The 16,701-nt window shown below is 65.9% G+C and carries 14 protein-coding genes; 7 read left to right on the top strand and 7 right to left on the bottom strand.

Annotated features, from left to right (window positions below; genetic code table 11):
- Positions 1–32 precede the first annotated feature (32 nt).
- On the bottom strand, positions 33–3,083 hold the full coding sequence (locus tag QGV54_RS19365) for a response regulator (RefSeq protein ID WP_281019007.1): 3,051 nt from the start codon (positions 3,081–3,083) through the stop codon (positions 33–35).
- 210 nt (positions 3,084–3,293) lie between these two features.
- Between QGV54_RS19365 and QGV54_RS19360 the strand changes: the two genes are divergently transcribed.
- On the top strand, positions 3,294–4,766 hold the full coding sequence (locus QGV54_RS19360) for a sigma-54 dependent transcriptional regulator (protein ID WP_281019008.1): 1,473 nt from the start codon (positions 3,294–3,296) through the stop codon (positions 4,764–4,766).
- 25 nt (positions 4,767–4,791) lie between these two features.
- Here QGV54_RS19360 and pdeM read toward each other — a convergent pair whose 3' ends face one another.
- The 3 genes from pdeM to QGV54_RS19345 are packed head-to-tail and all read right to left on the bottom strand — an operon-like array spanning position 4,792 to position 8,596.
- A complete protein-coding gene (gene pdeM, locus QGV54_RS19355; RefSeq protein WP_281019009.1) occupies positions 4,792–5,472 on the bottom strand; it encodes a ligase-associated DNA damage response endonuclease PdeM in 681 nt (226 codons plus the stop codon).
- A gap of 11 nt (positions 5,473–5,483) precedes the next feature.
- Positions 5,484–7,910, bottom strand: coding sequence for a ligase-associated DNA damage response DEXH box helicase (locus QGV54_RS19350; protein WP_281019010.1), 2,427 nt, complete (start codon positions 7,908–7,910; stop codon positions 5,484–5,486).
- 38 nt (positions 7,911–7,948) lie between these two features.
- The gene (locus tag QGV54_RS19345) at positions 7,949–8,596 is read right to left on the bottom strand and encodes a MarR family transcriptional regulator (protein WP_281019011.1); all 648 of its coding nucleotides are present in this window, start codon (positions 8,594–8,596) and stop codon (positions 7,949–7,951) included.
- A gap of 165 nt (positions 8,597–8,761) precedes the next feature.
- Between QGV54_RS19345 and QGV54_RS19340 the strand changes: the two genes are divergently transcribed.
- The 6 genes from QGV54_RS19340 to QGV54_RS19315 all read left to right on the top strand — a co-directional run bounded on the left by QGV54_RS19340 (position 8,762) and on the right by QGV54_RS19315 (position 12,958).
- Positions 8,762–9,682, top strand: a complete 921-nt coding sequence (locus QGV54_RS19340; protein WP_281019849.1) for an RNA polymerase factor sigma-32 — start codon at positions 8,762–8,764, stop codon at positions 9,680–9,682.
- A 35-nt stretch (positions 9,683–9,717) separates the two neighbouring features.
- Positions 9,718–10,227, top strand: coding sequence for a redoxin domain-containing protein (locus QGV54_RS19335; RefSeq protein WP_281019012.1), 510 nt, complete (start codon positions 9,718–9,720; stop codon positions 10,225–10,227).
- Positions 10,228–10,342: 115 nt separating this feature from the next.
- Entirely contained in the window at positions 10,343–10,735 is a 393-nt protein-coding gene (locus QGV54_RS19330; protein ID WP_281019013.1) for an acyl-CoA thioesterase, read from the top strand.
- Positions 10,732–11,484 (top strand): enoyl-CoA hydratase/isomerase family protein, encoded by a 753-nt coding sequence (locus QGV54_RS19325; RefSeq protein WP_281019014.1) that lies wholly within the window; start codon positions 10,732–10,734, stop codon positions 11,482–11,484. Before QGV54_RS19330 ends, QGV54_RS19325 begins: the two co-directional genes overlap by 4 nt.
- Positions 11,485–11,843: 359 nt before the next feature.
- Positions 11,844–12,275 carry a CBS domain-containing protein gene (locus QGV54_RS19320; protein ID WP_281019015.1) on the top strand — a complete coding sequence of 144 codons (432 nt, stop codon included), beginning with the start codon at positions 11,844–11,846 and terminating at the stop codon, positions 12,273–12,275.
- A 152-nt stretch (positions 12,276–12,427) separates the two neighbouring features.
- On the top strand, positions 12,428–12,958 hold the full coding sequence (locus QGV54_RS19315) for a hypothetical protein (RefSeq protein WP_281019016.1): 531 nt from the start codon (positions 12,428–12,430) through the stop codon (positions 12,956–12,958).
- A gap of 46 nt (positions 12,959–13,004) precedes the next feature.
- Here QGV54_RS19315 and QGV54_RS19310 read toward each other — a convergent pair whose 3' ends face one another.
- Genes QGV54_RS19310 through glpK form a run of 3 tightly spaced genes read right to left on the bottom strand, consistent with a single transcriptional unit; the run spans position 13,005 to position 16,698 of the window.
- Positions 13,005–14,153 (bottom strand): acyl-CoA dehydrogenase family protein, encoded by a 1,149-nt coding sequence (locus tag QGV54_RS19310; protein ID WP_281019017.1) that lies wholly within the window; start codon positions 14,151–14,153, stop codon positions 13,005–13,007.
- Entirely contained in the window at positions 14,150–15,199 is a 1,050-nt protein-coding gene (locus tag QGV54_RS19305; protein WP_281019018.1) for an NADP-dependent oxidoreductase, read from the bottom strand. The genes QGV54_RS19310 and QGV54_RS19305 overlap by 4 nt, the downstream gene beginning before the upstream one ends.
- The gene (gene glpK / locus QGV54_RS19300) at positions 15,196–16,698 is read right to left on the bottom strand and encodes a glycerol kinase GlpK (protein WP_281019019.1); all 1,503 of its coding nucleotides are present in this window, start codon (positions 16,696–16,698) and stop codon (positions 15,196–15,198) included. Before glpK ends, QGV54_RS19305 begins: the two co-directional genes overlap by 4 nt.
- Positions 16,699–16,701: the final 3 nt, after the last annotated feature.

Raw genomic sequence — 16,701 nt, 5'->3', positions numbered from 1 at the left:
GATGCCATTCCCACGATCGCGGGCGCGACGAATCATGCGGCCCGCGCGGCCAGCATCTTGCCATAGGCGGCCACGGTACGCTCGGCGATCGGGGCCAGACGCGCCACGGCGGCCCCGGCCGCCTCCAGTTCATTCTCCTCGAACAGCTCCTCGGCTTCCCGCGCGGCCTCGAACAGCAGCATGCCACCAACCGTTCCGGCACTGCCCTTCAGGCTGTGCGCCTCCCGGCCCAGTGATTCACGGTTTGACGCATCCGGAGTCTGCTGCAGGGTCTGCAGACGCTGCAGGGTATCCTCGATGAAGGCCGTGATGAGTTCCGGCAGGATGTCCTCGCCCACATCCTCCGCGAACTGATCCAGGATGGCCTGATCGATCAGGGCGGCGCCTTCCGCTTCAGGCTCTGCCGGCTCTCCCGCATGCGGCAGGCCTTCGTCCGTGGCCGGATCATCGGTGGTCGCGGAGTTCGCGACAGCCGGCGAGGAGGGCCCATCGGCCATTGCATCCGGTTCGGCAACCCGGTCCGGGCCCCCGGTGGCGCGGGCACCGATCAGCGCCCAGCGGGACACGAGCTGCAGCAGCTCGACCTTGTCGAACGGCTTGGCAATGAAATCGTCCATGCCCTTCGACAGACATTCCTCCCGATGTTCCGGCATGGCATTGGCGGTGACCGCAACGATGGGAACCGCGGCCCGGTTGCCGCCAAGGGCCCGGATCCGTGCCGTCGCCTCGAACCCGTCCATGTCCGGCATCTGCACGTCCATCAGCACCAGTTCGAAGGGCTTCTCCGCCACGGCGGCCAGGGCGGCGGCACCATCCTCGGCCGTGTCCACGACATACCCCGCCTTCTCGAGCATCACGCGGGCGACCTGCAGGTTGATGCGATTGTCATCGGTCACCAGCACGCGGCTGCCACGGGCAGCGACGTCGCCGACCTGTTCCGTTTCCGAGGCCACACTGGCGTCATGCTCCAGATCCCGCCCGGTCAGCGCCCGGGCCAGCGGCAGCAACCGGACAGGACGGGTAACGAAGCCGTCGAAGCCACGGGCCAGCAATTCGTCCACCCGACCGCGCTGTGCGGGCGTGATGGCAATCAGCATCTGGCCGCTGACCATCCGGCGCAGGGCGCGGATCGCCGACACTTCCGAAGATTCCGCCAGTTCCCCGGCAATGATCGCATGATCCACGGTCTCCACGGGCGGTTGCATGTCCGGCGCCAGATGGGCCACCGACAGCCCCAGACCGCGTGCCCGGGCGGCCAGCCCCTCGCGCAGCACCACATTTGCCGAATGGACAGCGACGGAGCGTCCGTCGGTCATGCGCAGCAGGCTGGCCAGAGGGTCGCTGGCTGGCTTCTCCGCCCGTTTCAGCGATGCCTCGAACCAGAAGGTACTGCCCTCGCCCTCGATACTCTCCAGACCGATCCGGCCGTCCATCAGGCCCACCAGACGCTTGCAGATCGCCAGCCCCAGCCCCGTCCCGCCATAGCGCCTGGCCGTCGAGGCATCCACCTGGGTGAACTCCTGGAACAGGGCGTCCTGGCGATCCTTCGGGATGCCGATGCCGGTATCGCGCACATCGAAGCGGATGGTCGGCGTTCCCTCGGTGCCACCGGAAAGGGACACATCGATCATGACGCCGCCCGTCTCCGTGAACTTGATCGCATTGCCGGCGAAGTTGAGCAGCACCTGCCGGATGCGGGTCGGATCGCCCATGAGCGTCTTCGGGATTGCCGGGTCGAGGATCACAACCGCCTCGATCCCGCCCTCGAATGCGCGGGCCGAGAGCAGGTCGGTGACGCCATCGACCAGATCGGACAGGTCGAACGCCACATCTTCCAGCTCCAGCCGGCCGGCCTCCAGCTTCGAGAAGTCGAGAATGTCGTTGATGATGGTCAGCAGCGCCTCGCCCGAAGCCCGAACGGTCTCGGCGTACTGGCGCTGCTCCCCGCTGAGCGGCGTTTCCATCAGAAGGTTGGTCATGCCGAGGACGCCGTTCATCGGCGTGCGGATCTCGTGACTCATCATTGCCAGGAACCGCGACTTGGCGACATTGGCATCTTCCGCGCGTTCCTTGGCTTCGGTCAGGGCGCTCTCGTTCTCCTTCTGCGTGGTGATGTCGGTGTGAACACTGACCCGCCCGCCTTCTTCGGTCACGAACTCGCCCACCAGCAGCCAGCGGCCATCGGCAAGTTCCGTTTCAACCGGTCCTGTCGGGTTGCGATGCCGCGCCAGACGCTCCGCCACCCAGACGTCCGGACTCTGGCCGCCGGTCATGACGCGATTCGTTACCGACTTGCGGATGATGTCCTCGAAACGCTCCCCCTCGACGATGTGATCATCATTGGTGGCGTAATATTCACGGTACTTGGCATTGAACAGGATGACCCGGTCATCCGCGTCGAACAGCGCGAAACCGTCCGTCATGGCATCGATCGCTTCCAGCAGCTGGGTGCGGGCGGCACTCTCGCGCGCCTCTGCCCGCGCGACCTTTCTGTAGAGCCGTCGTGTTCTCCTGATCTCCCGGATCAGGAAACCGACAAGGGTCCCCGCGCCCAGCAGGGTGCCGACGGCGGACAGCAGCAGTTCGAAGTAGATTGGCTCCAGCCGGTCCACCCGTGACTGAGTGACCGTCAGTTCCGAGGAGTTCGTCAGTTGCTGCAGCGACTGGAACAGCGCAACGAGATCCTTGCGAACGGCGCTGTAGTTCCGGAAGTCGCCCGTCTGCAGCGACATCAGCCGCGCGTCATTGACCTCGAACGTGCGGGCAATGCTGGCCGCGATGGAGCCCGCACCGAGTGAATCACCCTTGTCACTCTGCATCGCTGCCAGGAACGTCGGCAGCCGCTGCTTCATGTAGCCGAAGCGCTGCTGGAACTCGGCCTGGGACATGCCCGCAGTGCCGAGCACGTAATTGTCCAGCGTGCTGAGAAACAGGGAAAGCTCACTACGCGTGTGGGTTGCGCCCCAGACCACGCTGTCATAGCGGCTGGAACTGGAATTGTACTCCTGGCGGAGTGTCAGGATGGAAAAGACCGTCGTCGCCATCAGCACGGCGATGGCCAGACCGAGCAGCCCGAAACGCACTGCTCCCCATCGACCGGAAAGGCTGTCCTCTCCGGCTCCGGCAGCAGAACCATTGTTAAGAATATTGACCGAACGCATTTGACGACGCAATTTAGCAGTGTCAACGCAGTATGTCGCGTCTGTCTCGCTGCGAAAAATGGACGACAAGCCAGATACGCAATCCGGTAAGCCACTGTTCCTGCGCGGCAGACTTATGGAAAGTTGCAGAACATGAGCAGAAATGGAGCCAGCAGAATCCTGCTGGTCGAAGATACGCCCACGCTCGCCCGCAGCTACATCCAGTTTCTGCGGAATGACCCCTATGAAGTGCATCACGAGGAACTGGGCCGACCTGCGCTGGAATATATCGAACACCACCGACCGGATGCGATCCTGCTGGACCTGAAACTTCCGGACATGGACGGCATGGATATCCTGCGGCACGTGCAGGAGGTTGATCCGGACCTGCCGGTGATCGTGATTACCGCCCATGGGTCGGTACAGACCGCCGTCACTGCGATGCAGGCGGGGGCCGCCGACTTCATCGTCAAGCCGTTCAACGCCGATCGCCTGAAGGTGACGCTGAAGAACGCGCTGGAACGCACGGAACTGCTGGATATCGTCAATACCTACCGTGACGAGATCGACAAGGACGGGTTCGAGGGGTTTGTCGGCGGCGCGCTGGTAATGCAGACGGTCTACCGCATTGTCGAGGCTGCGGCCCCGTCCAAGGCAACGGTCTTCATCACGGGCGAGAGCGGTACCGGCAAGGAAGTCTGCGCGGAAGCGATCAAGAACCGCAGCCCACGCCGCAATGGTCCCTTCATCGCCATCAACTGCGCCGCCATTCCGCACGATCTGATGGAGAGCGAGATCTTCGGTCATGTGAAGGGCGCCTTCACCGGCGCACTGGGGGAGCGTGAAGGCGCGGCATCCATGGCCAACGGCGGCACCCTGTTCCTGGACGAGGTCTGCGAGATGGATCTCGACCTGCAGGCGAAGCTGCTGCGGTTCATCCAGACCGAGACCTATCGCAAGGTCGGGGCCTCGGTGACGGAAAAGGTCGATGTGCGCCTGATCTGCGCCACCAACAAGGATCCGATGGCGGAGGTCAAGGCAGGCCGGTTCCGGGAAGACCTCTACTATCGCCTGCACGTGATCCCGCTGCACCTGCCGCCGCTCCGGGATCGGGATGACGACATCGTGAAGATCGCCCGCGTCTTTCTGGCCAACTTTGCCGAGCAGGAAAAGCGGAAGTTCCGCGACTTCGACCCGGCGACAGCCGCCGTGCTGATGTCCTATGAGTGGCCCGGCAATGTGCGGGAACTGCAGAACGTCATCCACAACACGGTCGTGTTGCACGATGGTGAACTCGTCTCGCCGGACATGCTGCCGCCACCGCTGTCGCTGGTCACACCCAGTGTGCCCGTGTCGAAGGTGCCGCCAGCGGCGGAACCCGCCACCGCAACCGCCCCTGCGCCGGTCCCTTCCGGCCCGCGACCGTCGGACGTCAAGTCCCTGTCGGCGGAGATTCGCCCGCTCGCGGCGGTGGAGCGGGAATATATCGAGGGCGCGATCGCGCGCTGCGACGGCAATATCCGCACCGCGGCGGCCCTGCTCGGCATCGCGCCCCAGACGATCTACCGCAAGCGCTCGGCCTGGGAGGAAGAAGACGCGGCGGCAGCAGCAGCCGGGGCCGACTGACAGCTTCCGCCGCGCCTGAACCGTTTCAGGCGTCCATTGGCGTTCCGGCCAGCCGCGAGGAGCGCACCGGATGCACCTGGTCGCGCAGCAGCATCCAGGCATGAAAGGCGCCGGGGAACAGCGGCCGAAACGCGGCATCCATGACATCCAGACCACCGGTATAGGCCCCGAAGGCCGGCACGATCAGGCGCAAGCCATCGGTAACGAAGCAGCGGGCACGGACACTGCGGCCACGTCCGCGCACCTGCGCCTTCGGGTGCAGATGCCCGGCGACTTCCCCCGTGGCCCGTCCCGGCTGCGGCTCATGACGGAACAGCAGCGGACCACACCTGTATTCGGCCAGGACCCGCCCCCCGACATGCGCGGGCGGTTCGGGGTCATGGTTGCCGCTGATCCAGATCATTTCCTGCCGCCGGGAAAGTGCCGTCAGCCGATCCGTTTCATCGCGGCTCAGGCGGGCGAAGGCTTCACCATCGTGAAAGCTGTCGCCCAGCGCCAGCAGCCGGGCCGGACGGTATTTCGCCACCAGCCCCTCCAGCAGGGTCAGCGTCGCGGCGCTGTCATAGGGCGGCAACAGCCCGTGGCCCCGGCGCGCCATGGCCGATCCCTTCTCGAAGTGCAGGTCGGAGACAATCAGCATCCGCTCGGCGGGCCACCAGAGTGCCGCTGTCGGATCGGGGTGCAGCCGGGCACCATTCACCACCATCGCCCCATCCGTCACAGCAGCACCGAAGCTTCTGCCATCAGGTCGTCGGCGGCCTCCGCCAGGATATCCTCCATGGCCATGCCGAGCACCGGTTCCTTCCCGATCTCCAGCATGACCGGGACAGCCAGCGGGGAAATGCGCTCCAGCCTGCGGGTGACGATGCGGCCCTGCACCCGGACCAGCATGTCCCCCAGCCGCCGCACGTCCAGCAGCCCGGTCGCCGCATCCTCCCATGTCGCGCGCAGCAGGATGTGGTCGGGTTCATGGTCGCGCAGCACGTCGTAGATCAGGTCCGAGGAGATGGTCATCTGTCGCCCGGACTTCTCCTGCCCCGGAAAGCGCCGCTCGATCAGGCCGGCGATGGTGGCGACATTGCGGAAGGTCCGTTTCATCAGGATGGATTCATTCAGCCAGGCATCCAGATCGTCCCCCAGCATGTCCGGCGCCAGCAGCGCATCCACGTCCGTCACCGGGCGCAGCGACCAGACCGCCATGGCGTAGTCATTGGCGACGAAACCCATCGGGCGCAGGCCCAGCCGTTCCATCCGCCGGGTCAGCAGCATGCCCAGGGTCTGGTGCGCCAGCCGCCCCTCGAACGGGTAAGCCACCAGATAATGCTTCCTGGCGCGCGGGAACATTTCCACCAGCAGTTCGTCCGGGCGCGGCAGGATGGAGCGCCAGCTCTGCAGGCCCAGCCAGTCGCGGGTCTGCGGCGACAGGCCCGGATGCTGCCCCGGATCGGCCAGGATGGCGCGCACCTTGTCGGCCAGAAAGGTGGAGAGCGGGAACTTGCCGCCCTGGTAGCTGGGAACACTGGCCTCCTCCCCCGGCGCACGCACGACGATGGCCGTGGTTTCCTGCACCGACTGGAAGCGCACGATCTCACCCGCGAAGACGAAGGTGTCACCGGGTTTCAGTTGCTCGATGAAATATTCCTCGATCTCGCCGAGGTTCCGCCCGCCACGCAGCCGCACCTTCAGCATCGGCGCCTCGACGATGGTGCCGACATTCATGCGGTACTGCTGCGCCACGCGCGGGTTCGCCACGCGCCACAGGCCCTCCACGGTCTGCCGCAGCCGGTGATAGCGCTCGTAGCGTTTCAGCGAATAGCCGCCGGTGGCGACGAAATCGATCACCCGGTCGAAGGTCTCCCGGTCCAGCGTGCGATAGGGTTCGGTGGAGGTGACTTCGGTGAAGAGGTCATCGGCATCGAAGGGCGCGCCACAGGCGACCCCCAGCACATGCTGCGCCAGCACATCCAGCGCGCCGTCACGGGCAGGCGGCGCATCCACCTGCCCCTCCGCCAGCGCCTCCAGTGCCGCCAGACATTCCAGTTCCTCGAACCGGTTCGCCGGGGCGAACATGGCCCTGCTGGGTTCGTCGAGGCGGTGGTTCGCGCGCCCGATGCGCTGCAGGGTCCGGGCCGCCCCCTTCGGCGCACCGATCTGGACCACCAGATCCACGTCGCCCCAGTCGATGCCGAGGTCCAGCGTGGAGGTGCAGACCACGGCCCGGAGTGCCCCGCGCGCCATGGCGGTTTCCACCTTGCGCCGGCGTTCCACATCCAGACTGCCGTGATGCAGCGCGATGGGGAGCACGTAATCGTTCACCCGCCAGAGCTCCTGAAACACCAGTTCCGCCTGGCTGCGGGTATTGACGAAGACGAGAACGGTACGGTGGTCGCGGATCGCCTGATAGACCTCCGGAATGACATGCCGTGCGGTGTGACCGGACCATGGGATCCTCCCCTCGGCCCGCAGGATGGTTACCTCCGGCTTCGGCCCGGGCGAACCGCGGACGATGGTGGCCGGTTCCTGTCCCAGCCCGACGAAACGGGCCAGCCGTTCCGGTTCCGCCACCGTCGCCGAAAGCCCGACCCGCCGATGGCCGGGCGAGATCGCCCTGAGCCGCGCCAGATCCAGCGCCAGCAGATCTCCGCGCCGCGTATCGGCGAAGGCATGAAGCTCATCGATGATGACGGCGCCAAGGTGCTGAAACATCTGCTTCGCCTCCCGCGCAGCCAGCAGCAGCGCGAGCTGTTCAGGCGTGGTCAGCAGGATGTTCGGCGGCGTCTTCTTCTGCCGCTGCCGCTTGGACTGCGGCGTATCGCCGGTGCGTGTCTCAAGCGTCACCGGCAGCGCCATCTCCCGGACAGGCGCATCGAGGTTCTGCGCGATGTCGTAGGTCAGCGCCTTCAGCGGTGAAACATAGAGCGTGTGGAGTCCTGGTCGGGGGGTGGCGGCCAGGTCGATCAGGCTGGGCAGGAAACCCGCCAGGGTCTTGCCGCCGCCCGTGGGCGCGATCAGCAGCGCATCATCGCCGCGCGCCGCGATCTCCGCCAGCCGCACCTGGTGCGGCCGCGCCTGCCAGCCCCGGCGGGCAAACCAGTCGTTGAAATGTCCGGGCAGGACATGCGTGGGCAGGGACGCGTCGTTCATCCGCCGATCCTAGCGCGGTCGGTGCGGATGTTCTGCTTTTATTCGGCAGCGTCACCGAGATAGTTGACGCAGATTCGCTGGGGCGCATCACCCTTCAGCGGCTCCCCGGTCATGCCGCACTTGGGCAAGGCCTCCGACTTCTTGCAGCCTGTTTCCGGCGCCAGATGGCGACAGCAGGCGACACAGACGCCAAAGGGCTTGGAGCCCAGTTCGATCTGCAGGCTGGCCATCAGACGGCCCAGGCCATCGACCATCAGCGCGGCAGTCCTGTCGTCCATGCTGCCGACAATGGTCTCGATGCAACGGACGGGATCGCGGGCAATCATCCGCTCCCCCTCCGCCGTCAGGTCGATCAGGCAGACGCGCTTGTCCCGGTCGCTCGGGGTGCGTGCGATCAGCCCCTTTGATTCGAGCGCAGAAACAGTCTGGGAGATCGTCCCCTTCGTCGCGCCGAGGAAATCGGCAACACCACCCGGCGTGCGCGAATAGCGGTTGGCCCGGTTCAGATACCGCAAGGCCTCCCACTGCGCCGGGTTGAGGCCGTCCACGTACTGCAGTTCCCGGGTCATGCGCCCCAGCCGGTCGATCAGTTCAGCGACGCGCGCCGCGTGATCAGGCGTCTCGCCCGTCATCGGATCGTCATTCTTCGCTGTTTCGCTGGAGCTCTGGCCGTCGTTCACGGTCATTTGGTTTCGACTCGAAAATTAATGCTTGTGGCTATCGAACACGCTGCATAAAGTATCGAGGCGAAACCAATTTGCCAAGAGGCAGTTCGGTCGCAGGCATGGCCTGCCCGGGGGACCAGGTTCTGGCGGACCTGGCGGGTGGGGCCGGAAAGACGGGTGACGACGATGATCCATGACAATTCAATGCAGTCGGTTCGGCAGGAACAGCAGTTCATTTCCACGGCGATGTCCGCGCCGCTGCTGTCGTTCGAGCATGAGCAGGATCTGGCGCTGCGCTGGCGCGACGAGGGCGACGAGCGCGCCCTGCACGAGCTGGTTTCCGCCTACATGCGCCTGGTGGTCTCGGTTGCGGGCCGCTTCCGCGCCTACGGACTGCCGCGCGCCGATCTGGTGCAGGAAGGCTGCGTCGGCCTGATGCAGGCTGCCGCGCGGTTCGAGCCGGAACGGGGCGTGCGCTTCTCCACCTACTCCACCTGGTGGATCCGTTCCTCCATGCAGGAATATGTCCTGCGCAACTGGTCCATCGTGCGGTCCGGCACCAGTGCGGCCCAGAAGGCACTGTTCTTCAACCTGCGGCGGCTGCGGGCACAGATCGACGGTGCCGGCGCGGTGAACCTGACCGAGGAAGCCCGCGACCAGATCTCCGAGAAGCTGAAGGTCTCGACGCGGGAAGTCGTGGCCATGGCCAACCGCCTGTCGGCCAAGGACCAGTCCCTCAACGCCCCGGCGGGTGAGGAAGGCTCCGACGAATGGGGCGACTTCCTGGTGGACGACCGCCCCTCGCCGGAAGAGGTGACCGTGACCGTGCGGGACAATGCCACCCGTGGCGTCTGGCTGAAGGAAGCGCTCTCCGACCTGAGCGACCGGGAGCAGCTCATCGTGCGGGAGCGGAAGCTGAACGACGAGAAGGTGACACTGGAGGAACTGGGCGTACAGCTCGGCGTGACCAAGGAACGTGTGCGCCAGATCGAGCACAAGGCACTGCAGAAGCTGTCGGATGGTGTGCTGCGGCGCGCCCGTGACGCAGCGGATGCAGGGCGTGGCGGCGATCAGCTCATCACGCTTTCAGATGAAATGGCCGCCTGAGACAGCGCGGCCTGACCCGAAGACCGGAGCAGAACATGAGTGAGAAGATCAGTGCCGGCAGCGCGATGCCGGCGATCAGCGTGCCGAAACTCGGCGGCGGAGAGCTTGATCTCGGCGGCAACGGTGCATGGCGCATGGTGATCGTGTATCGCGGCAAGCATTGCCCGATCTGCAAGCGCTATCTCAGTGGTATCGAGGCCCTGCAGGGCGAGATCGACGATCTGGGCCTGGAAGTGGTCGCGGTGTCCGGCGATTCGGAGGAACAGGCCCAGGCCGTGGCTGACGAGACCGGGGTGAAGATTCCGCTCGGCTATGGCCTGACCAAGGCACAGATGCAGCAGCTCGGCCTCTATGTCTCGACCCCGCGCCCGAACGAGACCGACCACGAATTTCCCGAACCCGGCATGTTCGTGGTCAACGATCAGGGTCAGGTGCAGATCGTCGACATCTCCAACGCGCCCTTCGCGCGGCCGGAGATCGCCAGCATCCTGCGTGGGATCAGGTTCATCCAGGAAAAGGGCTATCCCATTCGCGGGACCGCCTGACACGCGTTATCAGACTCGTGGACGACCGACAGGGGGCGGACAACGCCCCCTGTTTTCGTTTGCGCGGAAAGACCCGGCCCCCGATGCTGACCCGACCGATACAGGAGACTGAAGAATGACCAGCAGAGAACCAACCCTGCGTCCAGCCCCCATGCCCTCCGACTGCAACGCCAACGGCGACATCTTCGGTGGCTGGGTGCTGTCGCAGATGGACATGGCCGGCGGCATCGCCGCCTCCCGCCATCTGAACAGCCGCTGCGTCACCCGCGCGATCGAGGCCATGACGTTCGAGGCCCCGATCCGGGTCGGCGACGTGGTCTCGCTGTTCACCGACATCAAGCGGGTGGGACGGACCTCCGTCACCGTGCATATCGAGACCATCGTGCATCGCAAGTTCGGCACGGAGACCGTCAAGGTGACCGAAGGCGATTTCGTCTTTGTCGCCATCGATGACGAGGGCCACCCGACCGAACATGGTGTCGCGCCGGAACAGGGCCCGGCCCGATGATCCGCATCGAGCATGAGGGGGCGGTCGCCAGCATCGTCCTCGACCGGGCGGAGAGCCGCAATGCCATGACCGCCGGCATGATGGCCGACATCGCCCGGGCCGTTGACGACATTTCCCGTGACACTCAGGTCCGCTGCCTCGCCGTCCGCGGGGAGGGGGAGCATTTCTGCGCCGGGCGCGACCTGACCCAGGGGGAGGACCGCAATCTCGGTCCCGCCGTGGAACGCTACGAGGCCTGGACGGAAGTCTTCCGCCGCCTCGATCGGCTCGCCATCCCCTCCGTCGCCGTGGTCCAGGGGTATGCGGTGGCCGGTGGTTTCACGCTGGCCATGGGCTGTGATTTCGTGATTGCCGAGCGCTCGGCGCAGTTCGGCGTGCTGGAGATGCGCTCCGGCTTTCCCGCCGCCGTCAACACGCCGCTGCTGGCGCAGCTTGTCGGCTCCCGCCTGGGGCTGGAGATGCTGCTGTTCGGAGAGATGATCGACGCGGCACGGCTGTATGAGATGGGTCTGGTGAACCGCCTTGCCGACGGGCCGGAAGAGCTGGAGCGGGTGGCGGCGCGCTTCATTGCCCGGGCGGCGGCGCTCAACCCGGAAGGTGTCAAGCTGACCAAGGCCCTGCATCGCGCCGCGCGGGCCATGCCCAGGGACGATGCACTGGCCATGGGCACCCAGTTGAACGCCCTGATCGCAACGTCCGGCACCTTCGACGCGGCGGCAGAGAAATTCCGCAAGCGCGAGACCGGTTGACGTAGGGGAATATGCAGCTACCGGACAGTAAGTCTGTTGCATTACATATCAACAGGAAAATGCTCCAAGGCTGTATCAAATAATGACTGGCGGATTCACCAATGAAATCCACAAGGTAACGACGCCTTTCCCTCAAGGACAACAATACTGACCCGAATTAATTGCTTGATTTGAGCACTCATGATTGTCCGCGAGGTATGCCTGAACTACAATCATCCGTGAATAGTCTTGATCAACCTGGCCCGCATGGAGGGCCGCTCTGCACGTATCCGGCCCTGGACAGGAAACCGCTGCCACGATCTCAATGGCCTGACCGACAGAACAGCGCTCCAGCGGACCCCATTGAGGAGGTTCATGGAATGCTTGTTTCAACCCTGCTGCATGCCAAGGGTGGTGATGTTGCCACCGTGCGTCCCGACGCTTCCGTCGAGAGTGTTGTCGGGCGCCTGAAGACCGAGCGCGTGGGTGCCCTGGTGGTGTCCGACGATGGTCACCGCATCAACGGCATCGTCTCCGAACGCGACGTGGTCCGCGCCCTTGCCACGCATGGCTGCGACGCGCTGGAGCGTACCGCCGCGGACATCATGACCGGTGACGTGATCACCTGCGATCAGTCCGACGCCGTGGCCGACCTGATGCGGATGATGACGGAACACCGCATCCGCCATCTGCCGGTCGTGGAGGCGAACGTGCTCTGTGGCATCATCTCCATCGGCGACATCGTCAAGAACCGGGTCGACGAGTTGCAGCATGAAGCGGACGCGATGCGGGAGTACATCCGTACCGGCTGAAGTCGCGGCCCGCGTTCCGCCGCTGAAAATGTCCGTCAGGACCGGACGGCGGGCACGGGTGACACAGCTTTGCCGCAATGCCACCTTGTGCTCGCCTGACTCGCCCGCCGATAATGAGCGCTGACATTCAACGCAGTGCAGGTGATGGTCTGATGAGAATGCTGATGAATCTTGCGGCGGCAACTGCCGTGTCGGCCATGGTGCTTGCCGGGCCGGCGGCGGCCCAGAAATCGGCAGACCCGGCGCAGGACGCTGAAGTTATCAAGGTCTATGACGCGGGCACCCTGAAGCCTGCCGACATTCGCGCCTGCCTGCGCCAGGACCAGCGCCTGGGTGACCTGGAGAAGCGCCTCACCGACTACCAGGCCAGCATGACCGCGCACCGCAGCCGCATTACCGCGCTGGAAAAGGAGCTCGACCGCCGTCGCAAGCAGATCGACGGCACCGACCCCGCCGCCGTGAAGGAATACAACGCCCGGGTGGAGCGGCACCGGACCATGATCGACACCTACAACGAAGAGATGCTGCCGACCCTGGACCGTCGCCGCGATCAGCTGAACCAGCTGGTCAAGGACTACAACGCCGCCTGCGCCGACAAGAGCTACTTCGAGGACGACTGGCAGGCCGCGCTCGCCGAACTCGGCATGAAGGACCCGCGCCCGTCAAAGAGCGGCGGCAAGTAGCCCGAACCGGCTGCGGATGGACTGAACCCCCGACCCGGAAAGCCCCTCAGATGAAGGTCGCGTCGGTCGGCAGGCCGAAGAGCACCCGACCGGTCAGTTCATAGGTCGAGCCATTGACCATCATGTGCTGCGTCATGGTGTGTGCATCCCGGAAACGACGCTGCAGCGGCGACGACAGGAAGACCGAGTCGCCACCGGCAATGTCGTACATCGATCGCGCCACATCGGCGGAGGTCCGGGTCGCGTGGGTCGCCGCCAGCCGCAGCCCGGCGCGGGTCTCCGTGCCGAGATCATTGCCTGCCTCGGCCTCGGCCCATGCCTTTCCGACCACATCCTCGACGAAGGCCAGCGCACCGCTGAGGCTTGCGGTGGCGCGTGCCAGGTCGGCCTGCGCCATGCCGCGTTCGGCCAGTGTGCGCCGTCCGCCCGTCGGCTTCTTCGTCGCGGCCAGCGCCACCAGGTCATCCACGGCTGCCGCCGCATTGCCCAGCGCCACCGCCGCGATGCCAAGCGCCAGCAGGCCGAAGGTGGGAAAGCGGTAGAGCGGGCCATCCGCCGTCGCCGTATCGTGCATCAGCGATACCGAATGGCTGGCGGGGACGAACAGATCCGTCACCTGCATGTCACCCGACCCGGTCCCCGCCAGTCCGGTGGAATGCCAGGTGTCGAGCAGTTCCGCCTCCGCCGCCGGAAAGATCACCATGCGTGAATCGGGCATGCCGTTGTCCAGCAGCATCGGCTTGCCGTCCGCCATGATCACGGCACCGCCTGCCAGCCAGGTACAGTTGGCGGAACCGGAGGCCCAGGCCCAGCGCCCGTTGACGCGATAGCCGTCACCCTCCACGACCGCGCGGCCCATGGGGGCGAAGACACCGCCGAAGATGCCGTCTCGCGCGCCATAGATGTGCTGCGCCACGGACGGTTCCAGGAACCCTGCCTTGTAGGCGGAGGTGGCGGCAATCATCGTGCACCAGCCTGCGGCAGCGTCGGCGGCCCCGACCTGGCGCATCATCGACAGTGCCGTGGCCGCATCGCATTCCAGACCACCGATGGCCCGGGGCACCATCATGTGGAACAGGCCCGCGCGGGCCATCTTCGCCGCCAGATCGGCGGGCAGACGGCGCGCCTTCTCGGTCTCCGGCGCCCGTGTGGCAATCTCCGGCAGCAGTGCCGCAACGTCGGTTTGCAGGGTCATGACGTGTCCTTCGGAAAATCATCGGGATCCGGGGCAAGCCGGACGAGCCGCCGACCGGTATTCTCCCCGCGAAACAGGCCGGCAAAGGCCTCCGGTGTCGCCTCAAGCCCGCCGGGCAGCACTTCCCAGCGGCCTGCCAGTTCGCCGCGCACCATGTGGTCGGCCATGGCCGTCTCCGCCGCGCCCCAGTTGGGCAGGTCATCGAAGACAACCAGACCCTGCATCATCAGCCGGTGGGTGATGAAGGCGCGGGTATTGCGAATGCCCGCCACCGCCGATTCGTCACTGTTGTAGGCATCCACCTGCCCGGACACGACGATGCGCCCGTTCTGCCGCATCAGCGGAATGACCTGGTCGATCATCGCATTGCCGACATTGTCGAACAGGACATCGACGCCCTTCGGTGCGGCAGCGGCGATGGCCGCAGACAGATCGCCGGTCGCCTTGTAGTCGATGGCGGCATCGAACTGCGCCACACCGGTCATCCAGTCACACTTGGCCTGTCCTCCGGCGACCCCGATCACGGTGCAGCCATGCAGGCGCGCAAGCTGCCCCGCTGCGGAACCGACGGCCCCGGCGGCCGAGGTCACCACCACGGTCTCCCCCGCCTTCAGGCTGGCGACCCGGTGCAGACCGAACCATGCGGTCATGCCGGAAACCCCCAGTACGCCAAGCCAGGTAGCCAGTGGCAGGCGGCGGTCTGTGATGCGCCGCACGAAGCCGCGCGGATCGCCGATCACATGCTCGGCCCAGCCGTCGGCGAGCGAGACGATCTCCCCCGGCGCGAAGTCCGGGTGACGGCTCTCGATGATCTCGCCGATCGAGAATGCCCCGACGGTGGCCCCGAGCTTCAGCGGCGGGATGTAGCTGGGCTTGCCCGACAGGCGGGAACGGGTGCCGGGATCGACCGAGATCAGGATATTGCGCACCAGGAACTGGCCCGCGCGCGGTTCCGGCATTGGCGCTTCCTCGATGCGGAAGTCTTCGGCGACGGGCGGCCCGTCGCAGAAGCGGGCGAGCACGATACGGCGGGTCGTGGCGGTCATGATGCTGCCCCCGTCAGAGTGCGACGCACCGCATCCTGCCAGCCGCGATAGCGGGCGTCGCGCACCGCCGCCGCCTGTTTCGGTGCAAAGCGGCGGTCCAGTTTCCAGGTCTCGGCGAACCGGTCAGGCTCCGGATAGAAACCGGCATCGAGCCCGGCCAGATAGGCGGCACCCAGTGCCGTGGTCTCCAGCACCGTCGGGCGGTCCACCTCCACCCCCAGCGTGTCGGCAAGGCACTGCATGGTCCAGTCGGAGGCCACCATGCCGCCATCGACCCGCAGCACCGTGTCCGCCTCCTCGCTGGCCGGCCAGTCCTTGCGCATTGCCTCCAGCAGATCACGGGTCTGGTAGCAGACGGATTCCAGTGCCGCGCGCGCCAGCTCCGCCGGGCCGGTATTGCGGGTCATGCCATAGAGGGCACCGCGCGCGTCCGCATCCCAGTGCGGTGCGCCGAGGCCGGTGAAGGCAGGCACCAGATAGACGGCCTGCGCCGGGTCCGCCTTCTCCGCCAGCACGCCGCTCTCCGACGCCTTGCCGATGATGCCCAGACCGTCGCGCAGCCATTGCACCGCCGCCCCGGCCACGAAGATCGAGCCTTCGAGAGCGTAGGTCCTCTGCCCCCCAAGCTGATAGGCCACCGTGGTCAGCAGCCGGTTCCTCGAAGCCACCGGCGCGTCACCGGTATTGAGCAGGGCGAAGCAGCCGGTGCCATAGGTCGATTTCATCATGCCGGGCTGAAAACATCCCTGCCCCACCGTTGCGGCCTGCTGGTCCCCCGCGATACCGCGCACGGGAATGGCGCGCCCGAACAGGTCCGGATCGGTCTCGCCGAAGAGACCCGACGAATCCTTCACATCCGGCAGCATCGCGGCAGGCACCCGGATCAGGTCGAGCAGTTCACGGGCAAAGGCCCCTTCGTGAATGTCGTAGAGCAGGGTGCGGGAGGCATTGGTGGCGTCGGTCGCATGGATCCGCCCGCCGGTCAGCCGCCAGAGGATGAAGCTGTCGACCGTCCCGAAGGCAAGCTCGCCCGCCTCCGCCCGCTGCCGCGCGCCCTCCACGTGATCCAGGATCCACGCCACCTTGGTGCCGGAGAAATAGGGGTCGAGCAGCAGGCCGGTACGGGCCGCGACCGTCGCCTCATGCCCCGCCGCCTTCAGTTCCGCACAGCGGTCTGCCGTGCGCCGGTCCTGCCAGACGATGGCCCTGTGGATCGCCCTGCCCGTCGCCCGGTCCCAGACGACGGTGGTCTCCCGCTGGTTGGTGATGCCGATCGCGGCAACATCCGCAGCCTCCACCCCCGCCAGTTTCAGAGCCTTGCGACAGGTCTCCAGGGTGGTGGACCAGAGATCCTCCGCCTCATGCTCGACCCAGCCGGAAGCCGGAAAATGCTGCGGGAACTCGGACTGCGCCAGGGCGACAACGCTCATGTCCCGGTCGAACAGGATGGCACGACTGGATGTCGTCCCCTGATCGATGGCCAGAATGTACGTCCCCATCCG

Source organism: Minwuia sp. IMCC3060 (assembly GCF_029909435.1).
Lineage (GTDB): Bacteria > Pseudomonadota > Alphaproteobacteria > Minwuiales > Minwuiaceae > Minwuia.
The sequence above is the reverse complement of the archived record's forward strand: the minus strand, read 5'-3'. Positions and strand labels throughout refer to the sequence as shown.